This window comes from Vibrio sp. YT-19(2023) (assembly GCF_033337395.1).
This window is the reverse complement of sequence record NZ_JAWOQN010000005.1, coordinates 1-26420: the sequence shown is the minus strand read 5'-3', so window position 1 is coordinate 26420 and position 26420 is coordinate 1. Positions and strand designations below refer to the sequence as shown.

22 protein-coding genes are annotated in these 26420 nt (G+C 44.6%); 10 read left to right on the top strand and 12 right to left on the bottom strand.

Going from position 1 to position 26420, the window contains the following annotated elements:
• Positions 1 to 52: 52 nt before the first annotated feature.
• A complete protein-coding gene (locus R7E78_RS05240; RefSeq protein WP_054700950.1) occupies positions 53 to 871 on the top strand; it encodes an EAL domain-containing protein in 819 nt (272 codons plus the stop codon).
• A 126-nt stretch (positions 872 to 997) separates the two neighbouring features.
• On the opposite strand, the gene R7E78_RS05235 is transcribed toward R7E78_RS05240, so the two are convergent.
• Positions 998 to 1531, bottom strand: a complete 534-nt coding sequence (locus R7E78_RS05235; protein WP_138940210.1) for an RNA-binding S4 domain-containing protein — start codon at positions 1529 to 1531, stop codon at positions 998 to 1000.
• Positions 1532 to 1757: 226 nt separating this feature from the next.
• Here R7E78_RS05235 and R7E78_RS05230 point away from each other — a divergent pair, with 226 nt between their 5' ends.
• Entirely contained in the window at positions 1758 to 2711 is a 954-nt protein-coding gene (locus R7E78_RS05230) for an endonuclease/exonuclease/phosphatase family protein (protein ID WP_170890110.1), read from the top strand.
• A gap of 17 nt (positions 2712 to 2728) precedes the next feature.
• Here the strand turns inward: R7E78_RS05230 and cra are convergent, their stop codons facing one another.
• Complete coding sequence (gene cra, locus R7E78_RS05225; RefSeq protein ID WP_047103541.1) at positions 2729 to 3709, bottom strand: catabolite repressor/activator; 981 nt, start codon at positions 3707 to 3709, stop codon at positions 2729 to 2731.
• Between the two features lie 373 nt (positions 3710 to 4082).
• Here cra and fruB point away from each other — a divergent pair, with 373 nt between their 5' ends.
• The 3 genes from fruB to fruA are packed head-to-tail and all read left to right on the top strand — an operon-like array spanning position 4083 to position 7955.
• Complete coding sequence (gene fruB / locus R7E78_RS05220) at positions 4083 to 5216, top strand: fused PTS fructose transporter subunit IIA/HPr protein (RefSeq protein ID WP_047103539.1); 1134 nt, start codon at positions 4083 to 4085, stop codon at positions 5214 to 5216.
• A gap of 9 nt (positions 5217 to 5225) precedes the next feature.
• Positions 5226 to 6197 carry a 1-phosphofructokinase gene (gene pfkB, locus R7E78_RS05215; protein WP_318057725.1) on the top strand — a complete coding sequence of 324 codons (972 nt, stop codon included), beginning with the start codon at positions 5226 to 5228 and terminating at the stop codon, positions 6195 to 6197.
• 18 nt (positions 6198 to 6215) lie between these two features.
• On the top strand, positions 6216 to 7955 hold the full coding sequence (fruA, locus tag R7E78_RS05210; RefSeq protein ID WP_033906530.1) for a PTS fructose transporter subunit IIBC: 1740 nt from the start codon (positions 6216 to 6218) through the stop codon (positions 7953 to 7955).
• Between the two features lie 82 nt (positions 7956 to 8037).
• Here fruA and R7E78_RS05205 read toward each other — a convergent pair whose 3' ends face one another.
• From R7E78_RS05205 to R7E78_RS05190, 4 genes are all read right to left on the bottom strand, one after another.
• Positions 8038 to 8748, bottom strand: a complete 711-nt coding sequence (locus R7E78_RS05205) for a hypothetical protein (protein ID WP_047103537.1) — start codon at positions 8746 to 8748, stop codon at positions 8038 to 8040.
• A 175-nt stretch (positions 8749 to 8923) separates the two neighbouring features.
• Positions 8924 to 11983, bottom strand: a complete 3060-nt coding sequence (locus R7E78_RS05200) for an efflux RND transporter permease subunit (protein ID WP_047103536.1) — start codon at positions 11981 to 11983, stop codon at positions 8924 to 8926.
• The gene (locus tag R7E78_RS05195) at positions 11983 to 13044 is read right to left on the bottom strand and encodes an efflux RND transporter periplasmic adaptor subunit (RefSeq protein WP_005376420.1); all 1062 of its coding nucleotides are present in this window, start codon (positions 13042 to 13044) and stop codon (positions 11983 to 11985) included. The genes R7E78_RS05200 and R7E78_RS05195 overlap by 1 nt, the downstream gene beginning before the upstream one ends.
• The gene (locus tag R7E78_RS05190; RefSeq protein ID WP_017820965.1) at positions 13044 to 14117 is read right to left on the bottom strand and encodes an efflux RND transporter periplasmic adaptor subunit; all 1074 of its coding nucleotides are present in this window, start codon (positions 14115 to 14117) and stop codon (positions 13044 to 13046) included. The genes R7E78_RS05195 and R7E78_RS05190 overlap by 1 nt, the downstream gene beginning before the upstream one ends.
• Positions 14118 to 14277: 160 nt before the next feature.
• Here R7E78_RS05190 and vdeR point away from each other — a divergent pair, with 160 nt between their 5' ends.
• The gene (gene vdeR / locus R7E78_RS05185; RefSeq protein WP_005376423.1) at positions 14278 to 15006 is read left to right on the top strand and encodes an efflux transporter transcriptional repressor VdeR; all 729 of its coding nucleotides are present in this window, start codon (positions 14278 to 14280) and stop codon (positions 15004 to 15006) included.
• Positions 15007 to 15077: 71 nt separating this feature from the next.
• On the opposite strand, the gene gcvT is transcribed toward vdeR, so the two are convergent.
• Positions 15078 to 16196, bottom strand: a complete 1119-nt coding sequence (gcvT, locus tag R7E78_RS05180) for a glycine cleavage system aminomethyltransferase GcvT (RefSeq protein WP_047103535.1) — start codon at positions 16194 to 16196, stop codon at positions 15078 to 15080.
• Positions 16197 to 16456: 260 nt separating this feature from the next.
• Positions 16457 to 17080, bottom strand: a complete 624-nt coding sequence (locus R7E78_RS05175) for a helix-turn-helix domain-containing protein (RefSeq protein ID WP_005376429.1) — start codon at positions 17078 to 17080, stop codon at positions 16457 to 16459.
• A 379-nt stretch (positions 17081 to 17459) separates the two neighbouring features.
• On the opposite strand from R7E78_RS05175, the gene R7E78_RS05170 reads away from it, so the two are divergent.
• The 3 genes from R7E78_RS05170 (at position 17460) to gcvP (ending at position 22180) form a co-directional block, all read left to right on the top strand.
• A complete protein-coding gene (locus R7E78_RS05170) occupies positions 17460 to 18755 on the top strand; it encodes a serine hydroxymethyltransferase (protein WP_005376430.1) in 1296 nt (431 codons plus the stop codon).
• A 53-nt stretch (positions 18756 to 18808) separates the two neighbouring features.
• Entirely contained in the window at positions 18809 to 19189 is a 381-nt protein-coding gene (gene gcvH, locus R7E78_RS05165; protein WP_005376432.1) for a glycine cleavage system protein GcvH, read from the top strand.
• Positions 19190 to 19315: 126 nt separating this feature from the next.
• Complete coding sequence (gene gcvP, locus R7E78_RS05160) at positions 19316 to 22180, top strand: aminomethyl-transferring glycine dehydrogenase (RefSeq protein WP_318057724.1); 2865 nt, start codon at positions 19316 to 19318, stop codon at positions 22178 to 22180.
• 241 nt (positions 22181 to 22421) lie between these two features.
• Here the strand turns inward: gcvP and R7E78_RS05155 are convergent, their stop codons facing one another.
• The 3 genes from R7E78_RS05155 to R7E78_RS05145 all read right to left on the bottom strand — a co-directional run bounded on the left by R7E78_RS05155 (position 22422) and on the right by R7E78_RS05145 (position 25058).
• Positions 22422 to 22823 (bottom strand): VOC family protein, encoded by a 402-nt coding sequence (locus R7E78_RS05155; protein WP_005388788.1) that lies wholly within the window; start codon positions 22821 to 22823, stop codon positions 22422 to 22424.
• A gap of 250 nt (positions 22824 to 23073) precedes the next feature.
• A complete protein-coding gene (locus tag R7E78_RS05150) occupies positions 23074 to 23901 on the bottom strand; it encodes an MBL fold metallo-hydrolase (protein ID WP_318057723.1) in 828 nt (275 codons plus the stop codon).
• A 266-nt stretch (positions 23902 to 24167) separates the two neighbouring features.
• The gene (locus tag R7E78_RS05145; RefSeq protein ID WP_250154718.1) at positions 24168 to 25058 is read right to left on the bottom strand and encodes a LysR family transcriptional regulator; all 891 of its coding nucleotides are present in this window, start codon (positions 25056 to 25058) and stop codon (positions 24168 to 24170) included.
• 108 nt (positions 25059 to 25166) lie between these two features.
• Between R7E78_RS05145 and R7E78_RS05140 the strand changes: the two genes are divergently transcribed.
• A complete protein-coding gene (locus tag R7E78_RS05140) occupies positions 25167 to 26063 on the top strand; it encodes a DMT family transporter (protein ID WP_318057722.1) in 897 nt (298 codons plus the stop codon).
• Here R7E78_RS05140 and R7E78_RS05135 read toward each other — a convergent pair.
• A partial coding sequence (locus R7E78_RS05135; protein WP_318057721.1) for an IS3 family transposase occupies positions 26060 to 26420 on the bottom strand: 361 nt, incomplete at its 5' end. The two genes, R7E78_RS05140 and R7E78_RS05135, sit on opposite strands and share 4 nt — an antisense overlap.

The window sequence follows — 26420 nt, the reverse complement described above, 5'->3', positions numbered from 1 at the left end:
TCAGAATTGCACCCTGTTACATTGGCAAGATGCTAAATTTTCGGCGTTTTTCATGGAGTTAAAGAATCAATCCGACTACGAGCGATACATAAAACAAGATAATCTTGGTGAATATTACGTAGTTCTCAATCAATTCACTTTTCACAGTGTTTATCAGCCAATTTTTGATAAGCACCAACGCGTTATTGGAATGGAAGCCCTCCTTCGTATTCATGGCGCAGACGGCGTTCAAATTCGCCCAGACATTTTTCTCTCCAACGCAAGTATTGACCCTTACTTTCGCTTATGTGTTGAATTTTTATCCCGAGCCATGCACATCAGAAACTTCGCTCGTCACTTTGCCGGAACGCCGATTAAGCTCTTTCTCAATGTTATGCCTCAAACTCTACTCACGCTCACCAAAGACATGGGCTTTAAAGACAACGGCTTGCTTTACAAACGTCTTGCCGATTTGGGTATGACCCCGTCTGATGTGGTGTTTGAGGTTGTAGAAGAATCCTGCGGTGATACTGATTTACTGATTAAAGCCGTACAGTTAATGAGAGCGAATGGCTTTATCTTTGCCATCGATGATTTTGGCGCGCAACATTCCGACATTGCCCGAGTTCAGCAGCTTTGTCCTGACATAATTAAAATTGATCGCTCTTATCTACTCGATTATTGCGCTGGTGATACCTTTTCCATTCGAAGTGCAGTAGATCTAGCAGCAACCATGGGGGCCAAAGTGATTATCGAAGGGGTTGAAGAGAACAACCAGCTGCAGGCCATGCGTCAACTGGAACTCGATTATTATCAAGGGTTTTATCTCGGTAAACCGAGTGCAATTCATCACTGGACAGAATACGCAACCTGCCAATGCACGGTGCATTAAGCTTATCTCGTCATGCCGCATAAGCCACACAAACTATCCCAACAAAAAAGCGCCGAACACATGTCGGCGCTTTTGGTATGTTTGGGTTTGAACACTAAGATTCAATCACTTATAAGATTCTATAGCTTAGAAGAAGTCGATAGAATTACGTCCACTCTTCGGATCACGAGTGGCTTGTGGTTTGTCTTCTTTTTTGCCTTTCTTAGCAGACTGAGACAACGCTTCTTTCTGCGCTTTACGCTCTTTATGTGCCGCTTTGCGGCCTGTTGATTTAGGCCCAGAGGCTTTAGGTGACTTACTTTGACGAGACTTATCTTTACGAGAAGACTGCGCTTCTTTTTTCGCTTTCTTTTCTGCTTTTTGCTCTGCCGTTTCAGGTTCGGTTACTGGCGCATCGCAAACCACAACATAATATTCCTGGTTAAACTCGAAAAAGTCACCATCATACATCTTGCGGCGCTTACGTGTTTCTAGTTCACCATTCACCGCGACGTAGCCTTCCTCGATGATATGTTTTGCTTCGCCGCCACCGCTGACCAAGTTTGCGATTTTAAAAAGCTTGTACAGTTCGATTGGATGCGCATCAACATCGATGCCAACCGCTTCGATCTCAATCTCTTCGCCTTCTAAATACTCTTCGTGGTCGTAATCTTGGGTCATGTTACTTACTCTTACTATTTGATGCCCTGAAGTTTAAACGCAATGCTTAAAAATAGAAACCTCTGCCGATGTTCAATCACCGATTCGCCTTGGCATTTGAGCACCTCTTAACCCATTTAACTTGTCGCTTGTTAACTTGTATACCGATGCGTAGCTCAAACGAAGCTGCAATTACGCAACCTGAAGGTATATACTCTCTAAGTTATTGTTGAAAAGAGCGAATACTTTGTCTCAACCAAGTAGAATTACCTTTGTCACTGCGAACTTGTTTAATTTTGTCGCACCGCCTAACGCCTACTATGATTTCGAGAACATATACTCGTTAGAGCAATGGCGAGACAAACTTTCGTGGACGCAACGTCAAGTTGAAAAACTGGAAGGCGACGTGATTGGCTTACAAGAAGTGTTCAGTATCGAGAAGACCCAGGAATTTTTTTCAACCATCGGCTACCCCTACTTTGCGACCGTTGACACCCCACATGTTGAGGATGAGTACATTTACTCAAGCCCTGTTGTGGCAATCGCCTCTCGGTTTCCAATAGAAAAAGTACAAGCGGTAGAGTTTGACTTAGCAACGCTTGAGCCTTTTGGAGTAAGTGTTGCTCCAGAGTTCAGTCGCAAACCTATCTATGCCCAAGTAATACATCCTGTACTTGGTCATATCGCCGTTTACGTAACGCACCTGAAATCTCAACGCCCGGCCGACTCAGAACAACCAGAAACGTCTAGCACGATTATTGGGCGCTGGTTATCCACCCAGCAAAGAGGCTGGGAAGCAGCGATGTTAAGAGACGCGATGCAAAAGAGGTATCGAAAAGAACCAATGCCGACAGTGTTAATGGGCGATATGAATCAACCTATCACTCCTATCAGCGTTAACAGCGCATTGGTATCCAATACTGGTGACAGCGTCACTGAATTACAACTCAAAGATGGTTGGTTATTGCAAAGTGACACCCTGAAGGATGAACGCCCAGCCACGCACTATCATTTTTCCACTGGGAATGTACTCGACTATATCTTGCTCTCACAAGAGTTTGACACCTTATCAGATATATCGGTTGCCGAGGTTGTTGACTATCAGGTGTCTAACCAACATCTGATCAACCCGATTTATGACAGAGATAAAAACGCCAGCGACCACGCATTTGTGGCGCTGACGGCTGAAGTAAAGCTTTGAGCAACCTATTTAGTTACTTAGTGACGTTTCACAATTTTACGCGGGATAAGTTCTACGCCAGGCTTGTAACGCTTAGCGGAAGCATTGAGTGCTAACTCCATTGCGCTGTCCGCGATCAACTCAAACTGTTGAGGCAAAGAGTTGATTTTCACAGGCAAAAAGTCCAACAGTCGATTATCACCAAATGTCGCTAAACGCACCTTTCCCATCAGTTCTGGTTTTTCTAGCATTACATCCAACACACCTTCTAACAGTGTGTATGACGTTGTAACAATGGCATCTGGCAATGCGTTCTCTGCTAACCATCTCTCTAAGACTTTCTTGCCTTCTTCCCGGGAGAAGTGTTGTCCATAACCCACTGTTGCCGTTTTACCACCTTGTTGAGAAGCAGATAGAAAACCAAGCTCACGCTCTTTTGAGACTTGAAGATCTTGCAATGCACCGATTAAGCCAATGGACTTAATATCCTCTGACAGTACTGACTGAGTGAGTTCAAGTGCGGCATCAAAATCTTCGCTGATGACACAACAAAAGTGCTCATCATCCATTGGACGGTCTAGCGCGATAACTGGCGTACCAGAATTTTGTAACTTAAGGTAATACTCGTTTGCAGTGGGCATACCACTTGCCACAAACAACGCATCAATGCGACGACTGACTAATGCTTCCGCCACCTTTTGCTCTGTATCAGGATCATCATCAGAGCAGCCAATCAAAATTTGGTACCCCGCTTTCCGAGAGTTCTGCTCTATCAGCTTTGCAAGACGCGCATAACTGGTGTTCTCTAAGTCTGGGATGATAAGCCCAAATGAGCGTGAATTACCTGCCCGCAAGGAAGACGCCGCATGATCTGGCTTATAATTGTACTCATCTACAACGGCCATCACCTTTTTCTGAGTCTTCTCGCTGATGCGGTATTTCTGCGCTTTTCCGTTAATCACATAGCTTGCAGTTGTCTTAGAAACACCCGCTAATTTGGCTATTTCATCCAGTGTCATATTCTAAACCTTATTCTGTGCGCGCGATCATATTAATACATCAACGATCTTTCGATAAGTTGAATTATAAGCTGAACCGATTCAGTATAAAAGCTGAAAGGATTCAGCAAAACTTAAAAATTGACGTAAATCACCCGAACACGCAACAAACCAATTTGTGAGCTAGGCTATAGGACAGCGGCAAAGGCTCGTTTGTTAACGTCAGTTTTTAAAACAGTTTTTCTGAGTCTTTTAAAAAATTTACCAACAAGCTGAATCGATTTAGCTTGAAAGATAAAAGGTTTGAGGAGTGATAAGCGCTCAGAAGAAGCGGCGTTCAACTTCTCACACAGAATACATTTTTAAATTGATACCTTAAGGCTGGAGAAGCACCATGCTTAAGCTAAATAAGAACGACATTACCCTCTCGCAATCAGCGACAGATAAGTTTGAAGCAATAAAGAGTATTGCTCATAGCCTGACTGATAAAGGCCTAGTTGAACGCGGTTACGTTGAAGGCATGCTAAACCGTGAAAACCAAAACTCTACGTTTTTGGGGAACGGTATCGCCATCCCGCACGGTACAACCGACACTCGTGCAATGGTGAAAACAACGGGTGTTGCTGTGCATCACTTCCCACAAGGTGTCGACTGGGGTGATGGCAATACTGTGTTCGTCGCTATCGGTATCGCAGCTAAATCTGATGAACACCTTGGCATTCTTAAACAGCTCACCAAAGTGCTAGGCGCAGATGGCGTAGAAGAGCGTCTGCGTAATGCAAAAAATGAAGACGAAATCATCGCCCTACTGCACGGTGATGTTCAGCTTGAAGCAGACTTTGACGCTTCTTTAATTCAACTGATGTTCCCTGCGAGCGACATGCTACAGATGAGTGCTGTTGCAGGTGGTCTGTTGAAAAATACGGGATGTGCTGATAACGAATTCGTTGCCGATCTCGTTACCAAACAACCAACTCACTTAGGTAATGGCCTGTGGTTAATTGGCAGTGACAAACATGTCACTCGCACAGGTGTGTCATTTGTCTCGACGGCAAACGACTGCGAATATGAAGGTCAAAAAGTGCGTGCACTTTTCGCGTTCGCAGCATGTAACAATGCTCACCAACCTATCCTAAAAACGCTTTCTAATATTGTGTTTAACAATGAACACGGCAAGCTTTTAGATGCATCAGTAGAACAGATTCTTGCTTTGTTCAAAGGTGAAGAAGTCACAGCCGCATCTTCAGAAGAAGGCAATACCGCTGTATTTAAAATCAAAAACTCTCACGGCCTACATGCTCGTCCGGGGGCAATGTTAGTCGCAGAAGCGAAAAAGTTTGAATCCACTATACGTGTTGCCAACCTAGACGGAGATGGAAAAGCAGTAAACGCGAAGAGCCTAATGAAAGTTATCGCGCTGGGCGTTAAGCACGGTCACCAACTTCAATTTACAGCAGAAGGCCCTGATGCCCCGCAAGCCTTGGAGTCTATCGGAAATGCAATCGCTTCTGGCCTTGGTGAAGGTTAAGGATCCGATATGACAAACAAAACAAATAAGGTTGTCACTATTACGCTCAACCCGGCATTGGATTTAACAGGTTCAGTAAATGAACTAAACGTTGGTTCCGTGAGCTTAGTACAGCAAAGCAATCTCCACGCTGCAGGTAAAGGTGTCAACGTAGCAAAAGTGTTGAGCGATTTAAGCGCAGACGTCACGGTTACCGGCTTTCTTGGTAAAGATAACCCTGAGCTATTCCATCAGCTTTTCAATGACATCGGCGTTAAGAATGAGTTTGTAGAAGTACAAGGTGCAACTCGTATCAACGTCAAGCTCGTTGAGGCTAATGGAAACGTTAGTGACATTAACTTCCCTGGTGTTCAAGTTACGGCAGAAGAAATCGCGCGCTTTGAAGAAACCCTATTCCGCCTTGCTGAAACACACGATTACTTTGTATTGGCAGGCAGCCTACCGGGCGGTGTTACTGCAGAGCAATGCGCTGCATGGATAGAAGCACTGCATCAACAAGGCAAAAAGGTGTTGTTCGACAGTAGCAAAGCCGCATTGAAGTCAGGTATTGATGCTCACCCATGGTTAATTAAACCTAACGATGAAGAACTTGGTGATTTTGTTGGCGAACATCTAGCAACACCTGAACAGTGCCAAGCTGCAGCGCAAACACTGAGCGACAAAGGCATAGAAAACATCGTGGTTTCTATGGGACCTGACGGTGTTATGTGGCTCAACCAAGGCGAATGGCTTAGTGCAAAACCGCCTCGAATGCATGTCGTGAGCACCGTTGGCGCAGGCGATACGCTGGTCGCTGGCTTGTGTTGGGGCCACATGCAACTGATGCCTAAAAACGATTTATTGCGCTTCGCTACGGCACTTTCTGCTTTGGCAGTTAGTCAAGTTGGCGTAGGGCTAACCAGTCAGGAAGAACTGGAAAATATCAAGCGACAAACTGAAGTTAGCGCGCTTTACCCTATTACAAACTTAGAACAAAACTAAGGAACAGAAGGTTATCGTATGAATATTGCCATTATTACTGCCTGTCCGAGCGGTGTAGCAAATAGCATCCTTGCGGCAGGATTACTAGAACAAGCCGCCGCAAAATTAAACTGGAATGCCAAAATAGAATGTCAATCAAGTGTGGTTGAACCAACACTATTGACGGAAGCTGACGTTGAACAAGCAGAAGTCATTGTCATTGCGGCAAATACTAGCGTCGACACTTCTCGTTTTGTAGGAAAAAAGGTTTACCAAGCGGAAATTAGCGAAGTAGCAAAAGACGCAACTGCGTTTCTCCAGCAAGCGGTTGAAAACGCCACTTTACTTGAAAAAGCAACCACACTTGCAGCCCCTATCACTACAGATACAACATCAGCATCAAAGAAGATTGTTGCAATCACGGCATGCCCTACTGGCGTTGCGCATACCTTTATGGCGGCAGAAGCTTTAGAAGAAGAAGGCAAGCGTCGTGGCCATCAAATCAAGGTGGAAACTCGTGGTTCAGTTGGCGCTAAAAACCAACTGACTGAGCAAGAAATTGCAGATGCCGATCTGGTGATCATTGCTGCGGATATTGAAGTGCCACTTGATCGCTTTAACGGAAAAAAGATGTACCGCACGAAAACAGGCCCAGCTCTGAAAAAAACAGCCGAAGAGATGGACAAAGCATTCGAGCAAGCCACGATTTACCAACATTCAGGTTCTGCAAATTCTGCTTCGGCAGCAGACGAGAAGAAAGGCGCTTACAAACACTTGATGACAGGGGTATCGCACATGCTGCCTGTGGTTGTCGCTGGTGGTTTGATCATCGCCCTATCGTTCGTGTTTGGTATTGAAGCATTTAAAGAAGAAGGCACACTAGCAGCAGCCTTGATGAACATTGGTGGTGGCTCTGCATTCGCATTGATGATTCCTGTACTTGCTGGCTATATTGCGTTTTCAATCGCTGACCGTCCTGGTCTGGCTCCTGGTCTTGTTGGTGGTATGCTAGCAAGTTCAACGGGTGCTGGTTTCCTAGGTGGTATCGCAGCTGGCTTCATTGCCGGTTACGCAGCGAAACTCCTCGCAGATAAGGTGAAACTGCCACAATCGATGGAGGCGCTTAAACCGATTCTGATCATTCCATTTGTAGCAACATTGTTCACTGGCCTTGTGATGATCTACATCGTAGGCGGCCCAGTTTCAGGCATCATGAACGGCCTGACTGACTTCCTAAACAACATGGGATCTGACAGTGCAGTACTACTGGGTATTATCCTTGGCGCAATGATGTGTTTCGACCTAGGAGGCCCTGTCAACAAAGCCGCTTACGCATTTGGTGTTGGCCTTTTGGCTTCACAAACTTACGCGCCAATGGCGGCAATCATGGCCGCAGGTATGGTTCCTGCGCTAGGTATGGGTTTAGCGACCTTCATTGCGAAGAACAAATTTGAACAAAATGAACGTGAGGCAGGTAAAGCATCATTTGTCTTGGGCCTTTGTTTCATCTCTGAAGGCGCAATTCCATTTGCTGCGAAAGATCCAATGCGCGTGATTCCATCTTGTATGGCAGGTGGCGCACTTACTGGTGCCCTATCGATGCTATTCGGTGCGAAATTAATGGCACCACACGGCGGTCTATTCGTGCTGCTAATTCCTAACGCAATTTCACCAGTATTAATGTATTTAGTGGCTATTGCAGCAGGTACAGCGGTAACTGGCTTTACTTACGCATTCTTAAAAAGCAAAGCAGAAGCGAAACAAGAAGTCGCAGCTTAATTAGAGCGACTCCGGTTAACAATGCCACCCTCGAATTTGGCATTTAGCACCTCCCTTTAATTCCGGTTAAGGGAGGTGTTTTTTATTCCGCAGCCGGAACGGCTACAATGTCTACTTCCCCACTGCTCATATCCACCGTTGCTTGATAAGCGCTATGCGGGTCACCGTAGTGCTTGAAGGTAAAGTGGTAAACGTTAGCTGGCGTCCACAAGGTTTTTGACTCTGCGGGCAGAATGTCATAGCCGTCTTGCTGATAAAGCTCTGTCGCCATTACATTTGCGATTGCCGCCTGCTGGTTAGCGTCTCGATCCACCTTTTGCTCTAGTGACGGGTTACTTGGATAAGACTCACCGTTGTAACTCATGAGTCGATATGAGCCATTACTCCAAACGATAAAGTCCTGCCAACCATTACTGTAACTGTCGGCTAGTACAATAGGCGTGCGAGTTACCGACATTCGATTAATAACGTTTCCCTCATTATCAAACATATATGCAGAGCAGCCACCACTACCACAGAAATAGCGATCTTGAAGCAACACTATGTGTTCTGCCTTGCCGTCGCTGTTTAGGTCGGCGCTACCCGATAGATAACGTAGATTGTCTTGCTCGAGCGACAGCCCTTCAGGGGCTAAAACCTTACTATCAATCCAACTGGAAATGACTTCAGCACTAACACTGTTGACTTTAGGGGCAGGTTGTTTGGTTTCTGTCGGCATGCTATCCGTCGCGGTGCAGCCAACCAAGGTGAAAGAACCAACGAAGAAGAGTCCGTTTAATATACGCTTATTCATGTAATCTCAATCTTTGATGTGTCGTTACATCAGTATACGCATGATTTGCATTGTAATCGTAAGAAAATCATTAAAATCAAGCAAATGAATGGTTTGGTATATATTAGTAAGATCAAAAAAGCCCCGAAGAAAACCTTCAGGGCTAGGCAGGAAGCTGGCAAATAGCCAGGAGTCCCTATGCAGTGGTCGGTTTTACCCTAAACAGAATTGCAAACATCACTGGCACCACTATCAGTGTCAGTACAGTAGCAAAACCAAGACCTGCCATAATCGTTATTGCCATCGAGCCAAAAAAGGCGTCGAAGACCAATGGAATCATCCCCAAGATAGTTGTTAGTGCCGCCATACTTACCGGACGAACGCGGCTTATCGCACTATCAACAATCGCGAGGTAAGGATCTTTACCAGACTCCAACTCAAGGTTAATTTGGTCAAGCAACACAATACCGTTTTTCAAAATCATGCCACTTAGGCTTAACAAACCAAGGAATGCTGTAAAACTGAACGGCATGTTCGTGGTAAGCAAACCAAAAGCAACGCCAATGATCGCTAACGGAACGGTGAACCAAATGACCAACGGTTTTTTGATTGAGTTAAACAGTAAAATAGTAATGATGAACATCAACAAGTAACCCATCGGCAATGAACCGAATAGGCCTTCTTGTGCATCTTTGGATGATTCGTACTCACCACCCCATGTGATTTCGTATCCTTCTGGAACATGCAATGCCATCACTTTAGGCTGTACACGAGCAAATAAGCTTGCTGCCGTGTCGTCACTCAACACATCATGGTCCGCGAGAACGGTTAACGTACGCTTACGGTCACGACGCTGAATTAGCGGCTCACTCCAATCCAGTTGAACGCCATCAATCACTTGATCAACCGGAATGTACGTTTGCAACGAAGGACTCCAAATGGTCACGTTTTGTAGTGATTCAAAATCTACGCGTTCTTCTTCAGGAAGGCGTGTCATAATTGGCAACGTATGTGTACCATCACGCAAGTAACCTAAGGTGCTACCACCAAACGCCATTTGCAGTGTGCTTGAAAGATCTTCTTTCGAAATACCTAAGCGACGAGCTTTAGACTCATTGAAAACGGGTACAAGTTCCTTGGTGCGCTCTCGCCAATCGTGACGAATGTTTCGGGCACCAGGGTCGGTATGAAGGATGTCTTCGACTTGCACCGCCAAGTCACGTAAAACTTGTGGATCAGGGCCAGTAATACGCGCTTCGATCTTAGACGCTGGTGATGGACCAAATTCCATCAATTTAAACTGGAACGTAGGCGCATCAAATGTTTTCGCCAGATTCGCATCTAACTTATGCAGTAAACCAAACATTTTCTCACGATCAGTCGCGCGAACTTGGAACTGAGCGTACGCTTCGTAACTTTTTTCTGGTTGATAGGTTAAAGCAAAACGCTGTAGGCCCTGCCCAATCGAAGCAGAAACAAAGTCAATATCATCTTGCTGACGAATGTAGCTTTCGATCTCTTCAGCTTTTTTGATCGTTTCACGGATGTCAGTACCCTCTGGCATCCACATATCCACGTAGAACATCGGCGTATTCGATGGTGGGAAGAACTGCTGTTTTACATTACCAAATGCCACGACAGCACCCACTAATAGCGCCACCATGCCAGCAACGGTAAGCCAGCGGAATCGCAATGCAAATTTCAGTGATGCCCCAAATACGACAAACAACCAGCCTTTATAAGGATCATCTTCGCTAGTACCCTGCTCTTTGTTTTCCTCTTTCAACAAAAGATCGGCAAGGAAAGGCGTCAGTGTAATAGCGGTAATCCAGCTTAAAAATAGTGAGAAACACAGCACCCAGAATAGAGAGCCCATGAACTCACCTGTCGCATCTTGCGACAAGCCGATAGGTGCAAAAGCCGTAATTGCAATAACAGTTGCGCCCAGCAAAGGCCATTGTGTTTGCTTTACAATATCGACAGCCGCTTGAACTTTGGTACGCCCTTTCTTTAGGCCAACCAATATGCCTTCCACGACAACAATCGCGTTATCAACCAGCATACCCAAGGCAATAATTAACGCGCCAAGAGAAATACGATGCAGTTCGATGTTGTTGTAATTCATCAAAATGAAGGTACCAAATACCGTCAATAACAACACAACTCCAATGATGACACCACTGCGTAAACCCATAGTAAACAGCAACACAATGATTACGATCGCCACTGCCTCCGCTAGACTAATTACAAACGCTTTAACAGATTCATCCACCTCATTGGCTTGGTTGTAAAAGTAGTTCATATCGATGCCAGCAGGCTTGATAGACTCAAGGCTCGCGAGCTCCGCATCCAAACGTTCACCAACCTCAACCACGTTCACACCCGATGCAAACGAGATACCGATATTAATCGCTTTTTGACCGTTAAAGAGTACGACGTTGCTTGGCTTCTCTTGAATACCGCGAGAAATCGTTGCTACGTCTTTTAGACGAATTAGATTTCCTGTGTCACGGCCATGAATGATCAGATTTTCTAGTGCTTCTACAGTGTTTAAGGTGCCGCTTGGGCGAATAACCAGGCTTTCGCCATTGACCATCACTTCACCTGCTGAAACCACATTGTTTTGCTGGTTCAACAAGCTCGAAACCACATTCATGTCTAAGTTCAGTGCAGCAAGGCGATCAAGTGAGATCTCAACGAATAGCATTTCTTGCTGATCGCCCGTGATGTCTACCTTACCAACACCATCAACAAGCTCGATTTCACGGGTCAGGTAATCCGCATAACGTTTCAGCTCTACATAGTCGTAATCGTCACCAGTGAGCATTAACATCACGCCATAAACGTCACCGAAATCATCAATGATCTGTAAAGACTGAACACCTTGAGGCAATGATGGTCGTAAATCATTAATTTTACGGCGCATTTCATCCCAAATTTGCGGCAGTTCATCAGGACCATAGTCCATTTCCATGCTCACCGTTATTTGAGACATACCATTAGAAGACGTAGAGGTAATTTTGTCGATATAAGGGAGTTTTCGAATCTCTTTTTCTAGAGGATACGTCAGCTCTTCTTCAACTTCTTTTGACGTCGCGCCAGGGTATGTTGAGATGATCATGGCATCTTTGATCGTAAATGCCGGGTCTTCTAATCGTCCAAGCTCCAAAAATGACGTTAAACCACCAACAGCAAGGATAATAATGAACAACCAGCTGATGACTTTGTTTTTTATTGAATACTCAGCAATGTTCATTATTGGTTATTCTCCACAACATCCACATGTTTACCTTCGCGTAATTTACGCAGATTTGAATTAATCAGAATATCGCCCTGGCTAACACCTGACGACACAATGGCTCCATTGCCATTCACTTGAGAAATCATGACAGGCACTCGTGTGACAATGTCACCTTCTTTTTTCCACACAAAGAACTCATTCCCTTCACTGCCTGCTTGAAGCGCCGTGACAGGAACACTGTAACCATCAATAGAGGTAATGCCCGCCTTCACCATATCGACCAAAACGCTTACGCTGGTTCCCGGCAATATCTCTGTTTTTGGCTGTGGCATCGTCAAGTACATTTCGTAGGTTTGAGTTTCAGCGTTGGGTTCACTTGTGTGCTCTAAATAGTCCAAAGCAAATCTGCCATCGATGCCGGAGAAGGTTGCTCTAGGCTTGTAGCTCATGCTGTCTGAGTTTGGGTCTACCATCGCTAAAACATTGTCGGAAAGCTCAATACGCACGTAAACCAAATCGTTTTGGTATAGGTTTAACACGGGTTCACCAATTGCCACACGCTCAAAACGTTCTTTGAAAACATCGGATACTTTACCGGCGAACGGGGCGAATAAACGGGTGTAATTCAATTGATTGGTCGCGTTATAGAAAGTAGCCTCAGCTAGCTCTTTATTGGCGGTTAGCTCATCAAGTTCCGCTTTTGAAATCATTTGACGTGCATGCAAGTCTTCACCGCGTTTAAGCTGACGAATTGCGAGTGTGTATTGTGCTTCTGCGTCATTCACGGCTTGCTTCTCTTTGCTATCATCTAGCTTTGCGATCATTTGCCCCTGCTTCACAACGTCACCCGCTTTAACCAATACGTGCTGAACTTCCCCAGCGCGGCGAAATGCCATTGGCGTTTGCTCTGCAGGCACTACTATGCCTTTGAACGCGCGATGTTGACTTTGTACTGGTGCATCCACCGAGATAGTCGACACAAAAAGTGGCTGCTCGACGATAGCTTGGTTTTCATTTTTGCACCCTGTTAAAACTGCAAGTGCAATCGCAGAGATCGTAAGTAGAGAACGTTTCATTAAATGCCTCCCTCACGAACCCAAGCTTTCACCACTTGTCCTTCAACCAGTCTCTCAACACCAGCAATAACAACGTAATCATTGTTATCAAGCCCGGCTTTCACACCACCTGCTGCGTCAAGTGACACAGTGACTTTATTGACCTGCTGCGTGCTTCTGTCCATTACCCAAACTTCACCTTGCGTCCCATTTTTGTTGACCCAAGCAGACTGAGGTAACGTCATCGCGTCCGATACATGTTGTTTAGCAATGTGTACCTGCCCAGTCATACCTGTCAGCAAATTGCGATCTTCTGGTCGAGTGATGGTCACGATCGCCTCATAACTATTGGTATCGATGTTTGGCTGCGTCGAAATTTCTTTAAATTGCCCAGGGATACGTTTTCCTGGCTCGCTATCCATCGTCACCCACATATCGGAGTTTTGCAGTGACTCAAGTGATACAGATTCCGCATAACTTACTGGCAAGGTGAAAGATACATCCAACGTCGTGTTATCAATGAGATTCAAGATCTCCTGCTTCTCTGCTACTACTTGAAACGGGTTGACATAGGTATATGACACAATGCCATCAAACGGTGCGTGAATTTTGGTATAGCTCAAATCGGTTTTAGCTTGTTCGTAGTTCGCCAATGCCGCTTTATATTGAGTTTCTTTCTGATCGTACTCATCAGTACTAATGAGTTTTTTTCCGTAAAGGTTTTTCGCGCGGTCCCATTGTGTTTTCGCTAACGCGTACTGCGCTTGAGCGGCATCTAACGCAAGCTGAAGATCTTTAGGGTCTAACGTTGCGAGCACTTCACCTTTTTGGACTTTTTGACCCATGCGTACACGTAATTCATCAACCTCTCCACCAACCTGAAAAGAAAGCTGCGCGCGATGTGTTGCATCAATACGCGCTAAAAAGGCGTGCGAGTCTTCAAGTTCTAGGTCTTTCACCGCCAGTAATTTTACAGGTTTGATTAAAGGTTCAGACGGCTCAGAAATGGCTTTATTACACCCAGTTAGCATCCCAGAAAGACTTAATGTCACCACTGCGCCAACTAAAGTGCGCTTTAAATATTGTTTTCGCACCCGCTTTCTCCGTAGGTTTTATATATTACACGGCCGTGCAGTATAAGCAGAATTTGAAATTGATCAACATATTTTCCAGGTGGATAGCAAATTAATTAGTCAAAGCGTTCGGTTTCTGGTAAAAGTAAGCGCGTGATTAATATTCGGGAAAATTCGAACTATGAATGAAAGAAAGCAGGGGCGTAGAAGTGCTGAAGCAGCAGAACAAACTAAGTGTCTGATCCTTAAAGTGGCAGCAGATATGTTTTGTGAACTTGGTTACGAGCGTGTCTCGCTGCGCAATATCAGTGAAAAGGCTGGTGTTTCACATAGTTTGATCCGTCACCACTTCGGCAGCAAAGAGAAAATCTGGCAAGCGGTTAGCGATGCAATGGACGAGTTCATGCAGTGCTATATGGCTGAACTCATCAATGAAATGCCGGAGAACACACCTTCGAATAGAAAAATTTATCTGTTTATGGTTCGCATGCTAGCATTTGCTCTCGTCAATCCTCATCCAGTACAGATGATCGCCGATGCCATTCGACAAGGCGATGACGGTGCTCTGCTGCAGTATTTCTTAAAGTCAAAAGATGAGTTCGCTGCGATATTTACCGGAATTTTCGAGCAGTACAACAGCGAAAACCCTAATGCACAATTTGATCAGTGGGAATCAAAGTGGCAAATGTTGATCTTCGCACATGGTGCTGTCAGTCTCGCGCCAATGATGCAAGAAACATGGCCGGATATTGCAGATAATCGCGAAAAACTGCTGATCAAGCATTGGGAATTGTTTAATACCATTATGGCCTCTCAATTTGGGATCCCAAAAGAAGAGATGATTCATCCGGAAAAGCTTGAAGATATCGTTATTGATATGTGCTGTACTATTGATGAAGCAGTAAACTAAAAGTAAACAAGCGAAAAGAAGACATAAAAAATGCCGAGCTACAAAGCTCGGCATTTTTGTTTCAATTCGTTTTAACCACGGTAGTAACGTTGTGGTACGAACGGCATTTTTTCAACGGTCATTGGTAGCATTTTACCACGCACTTCAGCGAACACTTCAGTACCAATCGCCGCCAAATCCGCACGAACATAACCCATTGAGACTGGCTTACCTGCATTCGGACCCGCCGTACCGCTGGTTACAACGCCAATTTTAACGCCGTCAGCATCAAACAGTTCAACACCTTCACGCACTGGCGCTTTGGTTTGACCTACTAGACCCACACGCTTACGCGCCACATCTTTAGTCTCAATCTGCTTAAGAATAATGTCTGCGCCAGGGAAACCACCTTCACGTTCACCACCAATACGACGAACTTTTTGGATACCCCATAGCAAGCTCGCTTCAACAGGTGTTGTTGTTGTGTCTAGGTCATGACCGTATAGACAAAGGCCACACTCAAGACGAAGTGAATCACGAGCACCAAGGCCAATCCATTCAACTTCATCTTCCGCAGTCAGTTTACGTGCTAGCTCTTCCGCTTTGTCAGCAGGAACCGAGATTTCGTAACCGTCTTCGCCTGTATAACCACTACGAGAAACAATGCACTCGGCGCCTAAAACATCGACTTTACAAATATCCATGAACAGCATTTCAGAAACTTCTGGTGCAAAACGCGCCAATACAGCCGCCGCTTTAGGGCCTTGGATTGCAAGTAGAGCTCGGTCTTCGATAGTTTCTAGCTCAACACCAGATGGTAAATGCGCTTGTAGGTGTGCGATATCTTGCGCTTTACATGCTGCGTTCACAACCACAAACAGATGATCGCCTAGGTTAGCCACCATCAAGTCGTCCATGATGCCGCCCTCTTCATTAGTGAAAAAAGCGTAACGCTGTTTACCAGACTCAAGATCCACAATATCCACTGGGACTAATGTTTCTAGGAACGCAGCTGCACCGTCACCAATTAGGCGAAGCTGTCCCATGTGAGAAACATCAAACAGACCTGCCGCATCACGAGTATGTAAGTGTTCCTTCTTTACGCCTAGAGGATACTGAACAGGCATATCGTAACCCGCGAACGGGACCATTTTGGCACCAACTTCAACGTGAAGTGCGTGTAGTGGTGTTTTCAGTAGTTCTTGAGTCATTTTCGTCTCCATTTAGATAGACCCGAGAATGCTATCGGCATTCGATGTGTTTCCAATAATAAACATGGCTCATTCTATTTTGCACGAACAAGACGTAGATCGACTTGCAAAAGTGTGACTCTTAACATTTTAATCACAACAAATCGTACAAAAAAAGCGCTTTAATGAGCAAGTTCTCATCAAAAAAGCGCCTTTTCATCATAACGACCACCAACAGCAATCGTTTGCTTTCATTATAGGAAATTTACAAGTATTTATCACTATTTGGCTGTCACCCACAAAATGAGCGCATCTTCCTCGCTAACACTGGTCAACATATGTCCCATATTTGCATCGTAATAAACGCTGTCTCCCTCGCTTAAAACAACAGGTTCGTAAAACTCAGAATAGAACATAACCTCGCCAGATAAGATAAGTAAAAATTCTTCGCCGTCATGACGAACCCAGTCTTTATATTCATCAAAACTACGAGCTCGAATTTGGCTCTTAAACGGCATCATTTTCTTATTGGAAAGTTGTGTCGCGAGCAGTTCATGTTCATAGGTTTGTGTTGGGTGTGGTTTACCTTCATTCTTCTTGGTAACATCCCTGCGCCCTGTCGCTACCTTTTTTCTAGGTGGCTCAAAGAGTTGTGGCATGTCAATTTGTAAGCCTAGTGCCAATTTTTGCATCGCTTGAAACGTCGGGGAGATCTGCTCATTTTCTATTTTGCTCAGTGTAGATCGAGCAAGCCCGGTTCGCTGACTCGCTTCTTCTAATGTGATACCGAGTTTCGAGCGGATATCCTTAATACGCTGGCCCAGTTTTAACGGCTCGATATTTTGGTCATGTTGCTCTTTTGCCAACGTCATCGATGGGTATTCATCGTAAATACTTTCTGCCATAAATCCCTCTATAGATATCCATATTTTTTGTCTTACTCGCATTGTGCATGAAGCACATAGTGGATAGAAGTCCACCAAGTGAATTAAAGCGTGCTCTTGTTAACAAATTTTGAAATCTTGTTTCCTATAGGAAATTTTTGGTTGATTGTTCCCGTCACAGGCGCTATGTTACCAACTTGTTAGATGTAGAGATGCATATTTCCGTAAGAGATTGGTAAAGGAAACACGCCATCCAACGGAGTTTTTGCCCAAATTTAGGGCCGGATGTTCACTCTGTTCTGCTACGCAGTTCAGCTGTTTTTGAGGACAAATGAACCACAACCGCAAATCATAACTCATCTATTGCGGGTTCATTTTCAGATTTGGAAGGTCAACTACCATGAATAAGAGTTACCCTAACCACAGCTTGGAAAACTTTTTCTCTACCAACCTCTCTGCGACAGATGATGCTGTCTTTGCTGGAATTCAAGCGGAATCCGCTCGCCAAAACGAACAAATCGAACTTATCGCTTCCGAGAACATTGTTTCTAAAGCGGTAATGCAAGCTCAAGGCACATGCCTAACAAACAAATACGCTGAAGGTTACCCAGGTCGTCGTTACTATGGTGGTTGTGAGCACGTAGATACAGTGGAAGCCATTGCTATCGAACGCGCAAAAAAACTTTTCAATTGTGAATACGCAAACGTTCAACCACACTCAGGGGCACAAGCAAACGGCGCAGTAAAGCTGGCACTGCTTCAACCTGGTGACACCATTCTTGGTATGTCTTTAGACGCAGGTGGTCACCTGACGCACGGCGCACGCCCTGCACTTTCTGGTAAATGGTTTAATGCAGTTCAATACGGTGTTGATCGCGAAACACTAGAAATTAACTACGAAGATGTTCGTGAGCTAGCACTTGAGCACCAACCTAAAATGATCATCGCAGGTGGTAGCGCTATTCCACGTACTATCGACTTTGCAAAATTCCGTGAAATCGCAGACGAAGTAAATGCAATTCTTATGGTCGACATGGCGCACATCGCTGGTCTTATCGCAACAGGCGCACACCCTAGCCCATTGCCACACGCACACGTTGTTACGACTACAACACATAAAACATTGCGTGGCCCTCGCGGCGGTATGATTCTTACTAACCACGAAGACATCATTAAGAAAATCAACTCAGCCGTATTCCCTGGCCTACAAGGTGGCCCACTGATGCACGTTATCGCAGCCAAAGCGGTCGCATTTGGTGAAGCGCTTGGCCCTGAATTTAAAACTTATATTGATTCGGTGATCAATAACGCAAAAGTCCTAGCGGAAGTATTGCAAACTCGCGGTTGCGACATCGTAACTGGTGGCACAGACACGCACCTAATGCTGGTTGACCTTCGTCCGAAAGGGTTGAAAGGCAATAAAGCAGAAGAAGCTCTAGAGCGTGCTGGGATCACATGTAACAAAAATGGCATCCCATTCGATACAGAGAAGCCTATGATTACATCGGGCATCCGTTTAGGAACGCCTGCGGGTACAAGCCGCGGCTTTGGCGCTGAAGAATTCAAACTCATCGGTAATTGGATTGGTGACGTACTGGACGGTTTAGTGAACAACCCTGAAGGTGACGCAGAAGTTGAAAAACGCGTTCGCAAAGAAGTAAAAGAACTTTGCAGTCGCTTTCCTCTATACCAGTAAACGATTTTTTTGAAATCATAATAATTCCTGACAAGTTATTCGGAGATTAAGCAATGGACAAAACACTGAAGTTTGCAGATAGCCACGAGTGGGTACGTGACAACGGTGACGGCACAGTAACAATTGGTATTTCTGAGCATGCACAAGAAATGCTAGGTGACGTGGTATTCGTTGACCTACCAGACGTAGAAGACGAAGTTGAAGCAGGTGAAAGCTTCTCTCTCGTTGAATCTGTAAAAGCAGCGTCAGACATCTACGCACCAATCACTGGTGAAATCGTAGAAATCAATGAAGAACTAGAAGACAGCCCAGAGCTAATTAACGAAGAGCCGTACGAAGGTGGCTGGATCGTAAAAGTGAAGATGTCTGATGTATCTGAACTAGATAACCTGAAAGACGCAGACGAATACCTAAACTCTATCGAAGAAGAGTAATTAGGATGTGACGAAAGCTGTTCCCTAGCCTGTTTAGAGAACAGCTTTTTTTCTAGGTTCGGACGTATAATTTAATTTATCAGTAACGCAAATCCGTTACCCGAACCAAGGAGTAGGTAAAGGACAATGACTGAATTACTTCAAAGCCTCAGCACACAAAACGAGTTCGTTGCTCGCCACAATGGACCAAACAAATCTGACCAACAGAAAATGTTGGAAGCGATCAACGCAGTTAGCCTAGATTCGCTTATCGACGAAACCGTACCAGCACAAATTCGCCTAGAGCAACCAATGAGCTTGGCAGAAGCGAAAAGCGAAGCAGACATGCTGGCAGCCATGCGTAAGTTCGCCGATCAGAACCAAGTTAAACGTACATTCATTGGTCAGGGTTACTACAACACCTTCACGCCGAACGTGATTCTACGCAACGTGATGGAAAACCCGGGCTGGTACACCGCTTACACCCCTTACCAACCAGAGATCTCACAAGGTCGTTTAGAAGCACTTCTAAACTACCAACAAATGGTGATGGATCTTACTGGTATGGAAATCGCGAACGCGTCATTGCTCGATGAAGCAACGGCAGCAGCAGAAGCGATGACACTTTGTAAGCGTGCGGGTAAAAGCAAGAGCAACGTATTCTTCGTTGCTGACGACGTTCACCCACAAACCATCGAAGTGGTAAAAACTCGTGCGAAATTCATCGGCTTTGAAGTCTTGGTTGGTTCTTTAGAATCACTACCAGAGCAAGACGTGTTCGGCGCACTAGTTCAGTACCCAAGTACAACAGGTGAAGTTCGTGACCTAACGGACATCATCGCTAAAGCGCAAGCAAACAAAACACTAGTGACTGTAGCAACGGACCTTCTTGCTTCTACCCTACTTAAACCTGCAGGTGAAATGGGCGCAGACGTAGCAATCGGTTCAGCACAACGTTTTGGTGTGCCGATGGGTTACGGCGGTCCACACGCTGCTTTCATGGCAACGCGTGATAAGCACAAGCGTACAATGCCTGGTCGTGTTATCGGTGTTTCTATCGATACCAATGGTAACCAAGCACTGCGTATGGCAATGCAAACGCGTGAACAGCACATCCGTCGTGAAAAAGCGACATCAAACATCTGTACTGCTCAAGCACTGCTAGCGAACATGGCGTCTTTCTACGCGGTTTACCACGGCGCAGAAGGTCTACGCACGATTGCTCGTCGTACGCACCACATGACAGCCATCCTAGCCGCTGGCCTAACTAAAGGCGGCTTCGAGCTTGCTCACAACAGCTTCTTCGACACCATCACTATCAACACAGGTGCACAAACTGAAGACCTATACGCGAAAGCACTAGCCGCAGACATCAACCTACGTAAGTTGGGTACTCAGCTAGGTGTGAGCTTCGACGAAACGACAACCGTGGCAGATGTAGAAGCCCTATTCGCAGTATTCGGTGTGAAAGAAGAAGTCGCAGCACTATCAACTGAAATCTCAGGCAACGAGTTTGCAGCCATTCCAGAAGCATTGCGCCGCACAACAGAATATCTAACACACCCTGTGTTTAACACTCACCACAGCGAAACACAGATGATGCGTTACCTAAAACAGCTAGAGAACAAAGACTTCTCACTCACGCACGGCATGATCCCACTGGGCAGCTGTACGATGAAGCTGAACGCAGCAGCGGAGATGATTCCAGTAACTTGGCCTGAGTTTGGTTCGATCCACCCGTTCGCACCAGCAGAACAAGCAGCTGGTTACGCAGCACTCGCAAAAGATCTTAAAGAAAAGCTATGTGAAATCACTGGCTATGACGCATTCTCACTACAACCAAACTCTGGTGCATCGGGTGAGTACGCAGGTCTTATCGCGATTCAACGCTACCACGAAAGCCGTGGCGAAGGTCACCGCAACGTATGTTTGATCCCAAGCTCTGCGCACGGTACTAACCCTGCGACAGCATCTATGGTGTCAATGAAAGTGGTTGTGGTTAAGTGTGATGAAGAAGGCAACATCGACATCGACGACCTAGCAGCGAAAATCGAGAAACACAAAGACAACCTATCAAGCATTATGATCACTTACCCTTCTACGCACGGCGTTTACGAAGAGAAAGTGAAAGAAGTGTGTGAAATGGTTCATGCCGCTGGTGGTCAGGTTTACCTAGACGGCGCTAACATGAACGCGCAGGTTGGTCTAACATCACCAGGCTTCATCGGTTCAGACGTTTCTCACCTAAACCTACACAAAACCTTCTGCATCCCGCACGGTGGTGGCGGTCCGGGTATGGGTCCTATCGGTGTGAAATCTCACCTAGCTCCTTTCTTACCAGGGCATATTGAAGACGGTGTAGAAGGCGCAGATTTCGCAGTATCAGCAGCAGATATGGGTAGCGCTTCTATCCTGCCTATCTCTTGGGCTTACATCGCAATGATGGGCGAAGCTGGCCTAACAGATGCTACAAAAGTAGCAATTCTGAACGCAAACTACGTGATGGAAACACTTCGCCAACACTACCCTGTTCTTTACCGTGGCAAAAATGGCCGCGTAGCGCACGAATGTATTATCGACATTCGTCCGCTGAAAGAAGAAACAGGTATCAGCGAAGAAGACATCGCGAAGCGTCTAATGGACTACGGTTTCCACGCACCAACTATGTCGTTCCCTGTAGCGGGCACGCTAATGGTTGAGCCAACGGAATCGGAAGATCTAGAAGAGCTGGACCGCTTCTGTGATGCGATGATCGCTATCCGCGAAGAAATGGAGAAAGTGAAAAACGGTGAATGGCCACTGGATAACAACCCACTTGTTAACGCGCCACACACACAAGTTGATCTTTCAGCTGAAGATTGGGACCGCCCTTACTCTCGCGAGATTGGCTGCTTCCCGTCTAAAGCGACCAAATCTTGGAAGTACTGGCCAACGGTAAACCGCGTAGATAACGTATACGGCGACCGTAACCTAATCTGTTCATGCCCAAGCATCGATAACTACGAAGATTAATTTTTGTAGTCTCTAAATCGACAAAGGCGAACCGTTTGGTTCGCCTTTTTGTTTTTGGTGTGCCGCCCTAACACTTGTTGATACATCGAGAAGGAATGATGGCTAGTTATTGTTTGCACAAAAGTGATTTAGAAATACAGTAACTTCTGAGAACCTTTGAATTAGCACTAATATCTCAGAGCCTTAAAGGCTTGTTGGAAACTCCTCATGAACACTATGCTATGCAGGTGCTATGTAGTTTCTAGTTCAGTTGCAGTAAGTCCCATTTATTACCATAGAGATCTTGGAACACCACCACTGTCCCGTATTCTTCCACACGAGGCTCTTCATTAAATACAACACCATTTTTCTTCATCAACTCGTAGTCACGCCAAAAATCATTAGTTTGCAGAAACAGGAAAACACGACCACCTGTTTGATTTCCTACTGCATGCGTTTGCTCCGGTGTACTCGCTTGAGCTAAAAGTAGGTTTGTACCATTGGAGTTTGGAGGAGAAACTTGAACCCAGCGTTTACCACCACCTAGGTTGGTATCTTCAACCAGAGTGAATTGAAGTTTTTGAGTATAGAATTCGATAGCATCGTCGTAATTTTCAACGACTAGAGCAATGTTTCCGATTTGCTGCTGAACAGTTTTGGCCATGATGATTTCCGCTGTGTCAAAACGCTAATTGTACTCTATTTTGAGACTTTTCTAGAAAGCACATAACGCCTTGCAAATGTGTAAGGCACACAATACGAATGCTTACGCACGGCGCCTTTGTCACTAGAACCGACAAACAATATAGCTGCCACCAGTGTCGAATCTTGATTGAGCAACTTATTAAAGCCTTAGCTATAACTCAAGAGCAAATCTCTAACCTAATAAAGAAGGCTGCTCGTATACCACGGTATTATAGTTCTTCTAGTTTTCCCTTAGCTAAATCTTCTTGTTGCTTAAGGAACATGAAGAAGTTTGCCTCACTGATAAACGGGTTACCGCTTGTGCCGAGCTTCTTCCTATTTTCAAAAAGGAAATTTTTATGTGGATGGTTCGAAAGGTTAACGTTCACAATAGGTGCCTGTAGTGAAATTTTTCTAATTTTCTCCATGCTAGTCAGGAACTGGCCAATAACTTCTGGATCATTGCTACTTACGCTATGCCCACCAACGATAAAAGCACGATATTGTTCGCCATTATCTTCAACAGTGAAGTCTAAGGAATAATCACCTTCCGTGTGGCCAGGTGTGAGATAGAACTTAAACTCATGTCCACCAATAGCCATAGAGCTATCGCTTTTTATCTCTATGTCTAAATTTGGAGGAAGGAACTTGTTCTCACCTTCGCTTTTGTTTGATTGCTGTATAGATAGTTCATGAGCGCTTTTGGTCATCACGACTTTGGAACCATACTTCTCTTGAAGTAACTGGGCGCCTCCAACGTGGTCAGAATGCCCATGAGTTACCAATATGTGCGTTATTGGCTTATCTTTTAGCCCTAGCTTCTCTAGGTTGATAGGTATCCACTCAGAGTAAGGGAAGTCAAGCGTATCAATGATAACGAGTCCGTCGTCTGTAGCAATGGCATATGATGAGACCCACTTGTCTCCTACATAATAGACATTATCAAACATTTGAAATGGTTCTACATAACCGTTCTTATCATTCATTGCTGGAACATATTGACTTAAGGAAGAAAAAGACGAAGCACTGAAAAGTAAACCTACAATAATTTTTTTCACGAAATCACACACAAATATATCCTTAATAATTTCTTATAGAACCTCGCGGATGAGAAAGCTCTAAACGATTTTCAGAGGCAAATACAACTGCAAATACTTTCTACTTAGCTTGAGTTTTAGCTGACCGAATCACTTGTAAACTCGAATCCCATTAACTGCCTATGTATTCATGATTCTTTTAGAGGTTAAATAAATGAACTCAATTGAAGCAGAGTCATGAAGCTTCACTTGAGGTTACCGGCACAGCACAATGTGATAAACCTCTTTCAAGCAAACATTTGAATGCGATTTTTCCAATTTAAGACATGTTCAATAAATGCATCAACTCTTGCAGGCCTTTTATCGCGGTCTCGATACATAATGAATACTTCTTTACCCGAGCATTGCCATTCTGGCAACAAAGGCAGCAGGTTATGTTGATCATGATTTAGCTCATGAAAGTAATAGGTTGGAATCCACGCAATTCCTAAACCATGGATGACGGCGTCTCTAACTAGCAGTACATCATTTGAAGTGAATTGAAACTTTAGCGGATGATCAAATGTTTCATTGGTGATTTGATTAACTAATTTCCATTGGCTGTCGTTGTTTACCGTAATTAGGCGATGATGAACAAGTTGTTCTGGATGGGTAATCGGTTGGTGTTGTTCTAAATAGCTTCGTGATGCACAAAGCGCAAATGGAATCGACCATAATTTCTGAGCAATCCAGTCTTGTTCAATAAGATCACCAAGACGAAAACTAACATCGACACGGTTAGATACAAGATTGATTTTTTCATTCTGTACATCTAAATCGATACATACCTTCGGATGTTGCTCTGCAAATTCATAAACGCACCGCTTTAACCACATCTGTGTCATGTTAATTGGCGCTGATATTTTGATCGTTCCGCTTAAAGACTGACGCTCAGTCGCAATTCTCGATGTCACATTATTTAAGCTAAGAAGTAGCGGCTCACAGAGTTGATAATATTTTTCGCCATCAGTTGTTAACGCAAAGTGGTGTGCACTGCGGTTAAATAGTCTGCAATTTAAGTTTGTTTCCAGCCTTTTTAACTTCCGGCTTAGCGTGGCTAACGGGACATTAAGACGCTCAGATGCTTGTGTTAGGCTTTGATAGCGAGCAACAGAAACGAATAACAAAAGATCATCCAAAGAGTGACGTTCCATATTTGGGATTAACCCTCTTAAATTTGGCGATTAAAAATCAAATATGAAATATATAGCATTATCGCGTCAAGTTAATTTTTATCAGGAAGATCTATGTCTAAACATTTATCAATTTGGTGCGGTGTTGTTGTCGCTATCTTTTTTTGGTCTAGTAACTTTAACGTAATAAAGGCTATTAATAGCGATGTCTCTCCTTTGGATTCAGCGACGTTACGATTTTCCGTTGCAGCTTTAATACTCTTACTGATAAGAGGTACTAAACGCTCTCCATATGGAGCCAAACTCACACGAAAAAGTATGTTGTCGTTGTTTGTTATAGCAACCGTGGGTGTAACTATCCAAAACTTCTCTATTTTCTCTGCAATGAGATTTACTACCCCAGTTAACGCAGCGGTTGTTCAGGCAAACCTACCACTTGTCACTATCTTGTTGTCGGGCTTTATTCTCAAAACTTCCATTTCGGTTAAAACTCTTTTAGATGCACTAATCAGTTTTTGTGGAGTGGTAATCGTCATTACAGGGGGAAATATTCATTCTATTAGCAGCAATAGTAATATTGGTGATCTATACATGTTATTTGCTTTAATTAGTGGGTGTTTATACACAATTCTAGCGAAGCGTTTAACATCTCATATCCCAGTAACTCAGCAGTTACGTTGGGTGTTAAGTATTGGTGCCATTCAAATGGTCGCTATAGCGATGTACCACGGCGACTTTAGCCGTAGCTTAAATGCCATAACATTTAAAGACCTAGCATTAATAGCTTACATGAGCCTGTTTGGAACTTTGATTGCTTATTACTTTTGGATGAAAGGCGCTATCGTTCTTGGTCCAGATAAGATGTCTCCATTATTTAATATTATGCCGGTATTCACTCTACTGATTTCGTTCATTTCTGGTGAGCAGGCTCAATGGGAAAATGTTTTAGGCGTCTTTATCGTTGCGGCTGGTGTGTATGATCTGCTCCAGCCAGACTGGACACTCCATTAAGCGACATTTTGTTGTTCAAAGTTAACTGGGCTTAGATACCCGAGAGCACTGTGCCTTCTCGTCCGATTATAATCAACCTCTATGTATTCGAAGATCGCTTGGCGCATCTCGTCTCGCGTCATGATCGGCTCATATTGGATCGCTTCAACTTTCATTGAATGGAAGAAGCTCTCAACACAAGCGTTGTCCCAGCAGTTTCCTTTTCTACTCATACTTTGCTTTAGATTATAAGCGGTCATGAGGTCTCGATAGTCTTTTGAGCAATACTGGCTACCTCGATCACTGTGAACGATAACTTGCTCAGGGAATCCGCGACGGAACAAGGCCATTGATAGCGCATCGCAGACCAGCGTAGCA

What these genes read in the sequence shown, in the direction of transcription:
- R7E78_RS05240 (WP_054700950.1), top strand. Translation starts at nt 53, where the DNA reads ATGGAGTTAAAGAATCAATCCGACTACGAGCGATACATAAAACAAGAT.
- R7E78_RS05235 (WP_138940210.1), bottom strand. Translation starts at nt 1,531, where the DNA reads ATGACCCAAGATTACGACCACGAAGAGTATTTAGAAGGCGAAGAGATT.
- cra (WP_047103541.1), bottom strand. Translation starts at nt 3,709, where the DNA reads ATGACACTGGATGAAATAGCCAAATTAGCGGGTGTTTCTAAGACAACT.
- fruB (WP_047103539.1), top strand. Translation starts at nt 4,083, where the DNA reads ATGCTTAAGCTAAATAAGAACGACATTACCCTCTCGCAATCAGCGACA.
- pfkB (WP_318057725.1), top strand. Translation starts at nt 5,226, where the DNA reads ATGACAAACAAAACAAATAAGGTTGTCACTATTACGCTCAACCCGGCA.
- fruA (WP_033906530.1), top strand. Translation starts at nt 6,216, where the DNA reads ATGAATATTGCCATTATTACTGCCTGTCCGAGCGGTGTAGCAAATAGC.
- R7E78_RS05205 (WP_047103537.1), bottom strand. Translation starts at nt 8,748, where the DNA reads ATGAATAAGCGTATATTAAACGGACTCTTCTTCGTTGGTTCTTTCACC.
- R7E78_RS05200 (WP_047103536.1), bottom strand. Translation starts at nt 11,983, where the DNA reads ATGAACATTGCTGAGTATTCAATAAAAAACAAAGTCATCAGCTGGTTG.
- R7E78_RS05195 (WP_005376420.1), bottom strand. Translation starts at nt 13,044, where the DNA reads ATGAAACGTTCTCTACTTACGATCTCTGCGATTGCACTTGCAGTTTTA.
- vdeR (WP_005376423.1), top strand. Translation starts at nt 14,278, where the DNA reads ATGAATGAAAGAAAGCAGGGGCGTAGAAGTGCTGAAGCAGCAGAACAA.
- gcvT (WP_047103535.1), bottom strand. Translation starts at nt 16,196, where the DNA reads ATGACTCAAGAACTACTGAAAACACCACTACACGCACTTCACGTTGAA.
- R7E78_RS05175 (WP_005376429.1), bottom strand. Translation starts at nt 17,080, where the DNA reads ATGGCAGAAAGTATTTACGATGAATACCCATCGATGACGTTGGCAAAA.
- R7E78_RS05170 (WP_005376430.1), top strand. Translation starts at nt 17,460, where the DNA reads ATGAATAAGAGTTACCCTAACCACAGCTTGGAAAACTTTTTCTCTACC.
- gcvH (WP_005376432.1), top strand. Translation starts at nt 18,809, where the DNA reads ATGGACAAAACACTGAAGTTTGCAGATAGCCACGAGTGGGTACGTGAC.
- gcvP (WP_318057724.1), top strand. Translation starts at nt 19,316, where the DNA reads ATGACTGAATTACTTCAAAGCCTCAGCACACAAAACGAGTTCGTTGCT.
- R7E78_RS05155 (WP_005388788.1), bottom strand. Translation starts at nt 22,823, where the DNA reads ATGGCCAAAACTGTTCAGCAGCAAATCGGAAACATTGCTCTAGTCGTT.
- R7E78_RS05140 (WP_318057722.1), top strand. Translation starts at nt 25,167, where the DNA reads ATGTCTAAACATTTATCAATTTGGTGCGGTGTTGTTGTCGCTATCTTT.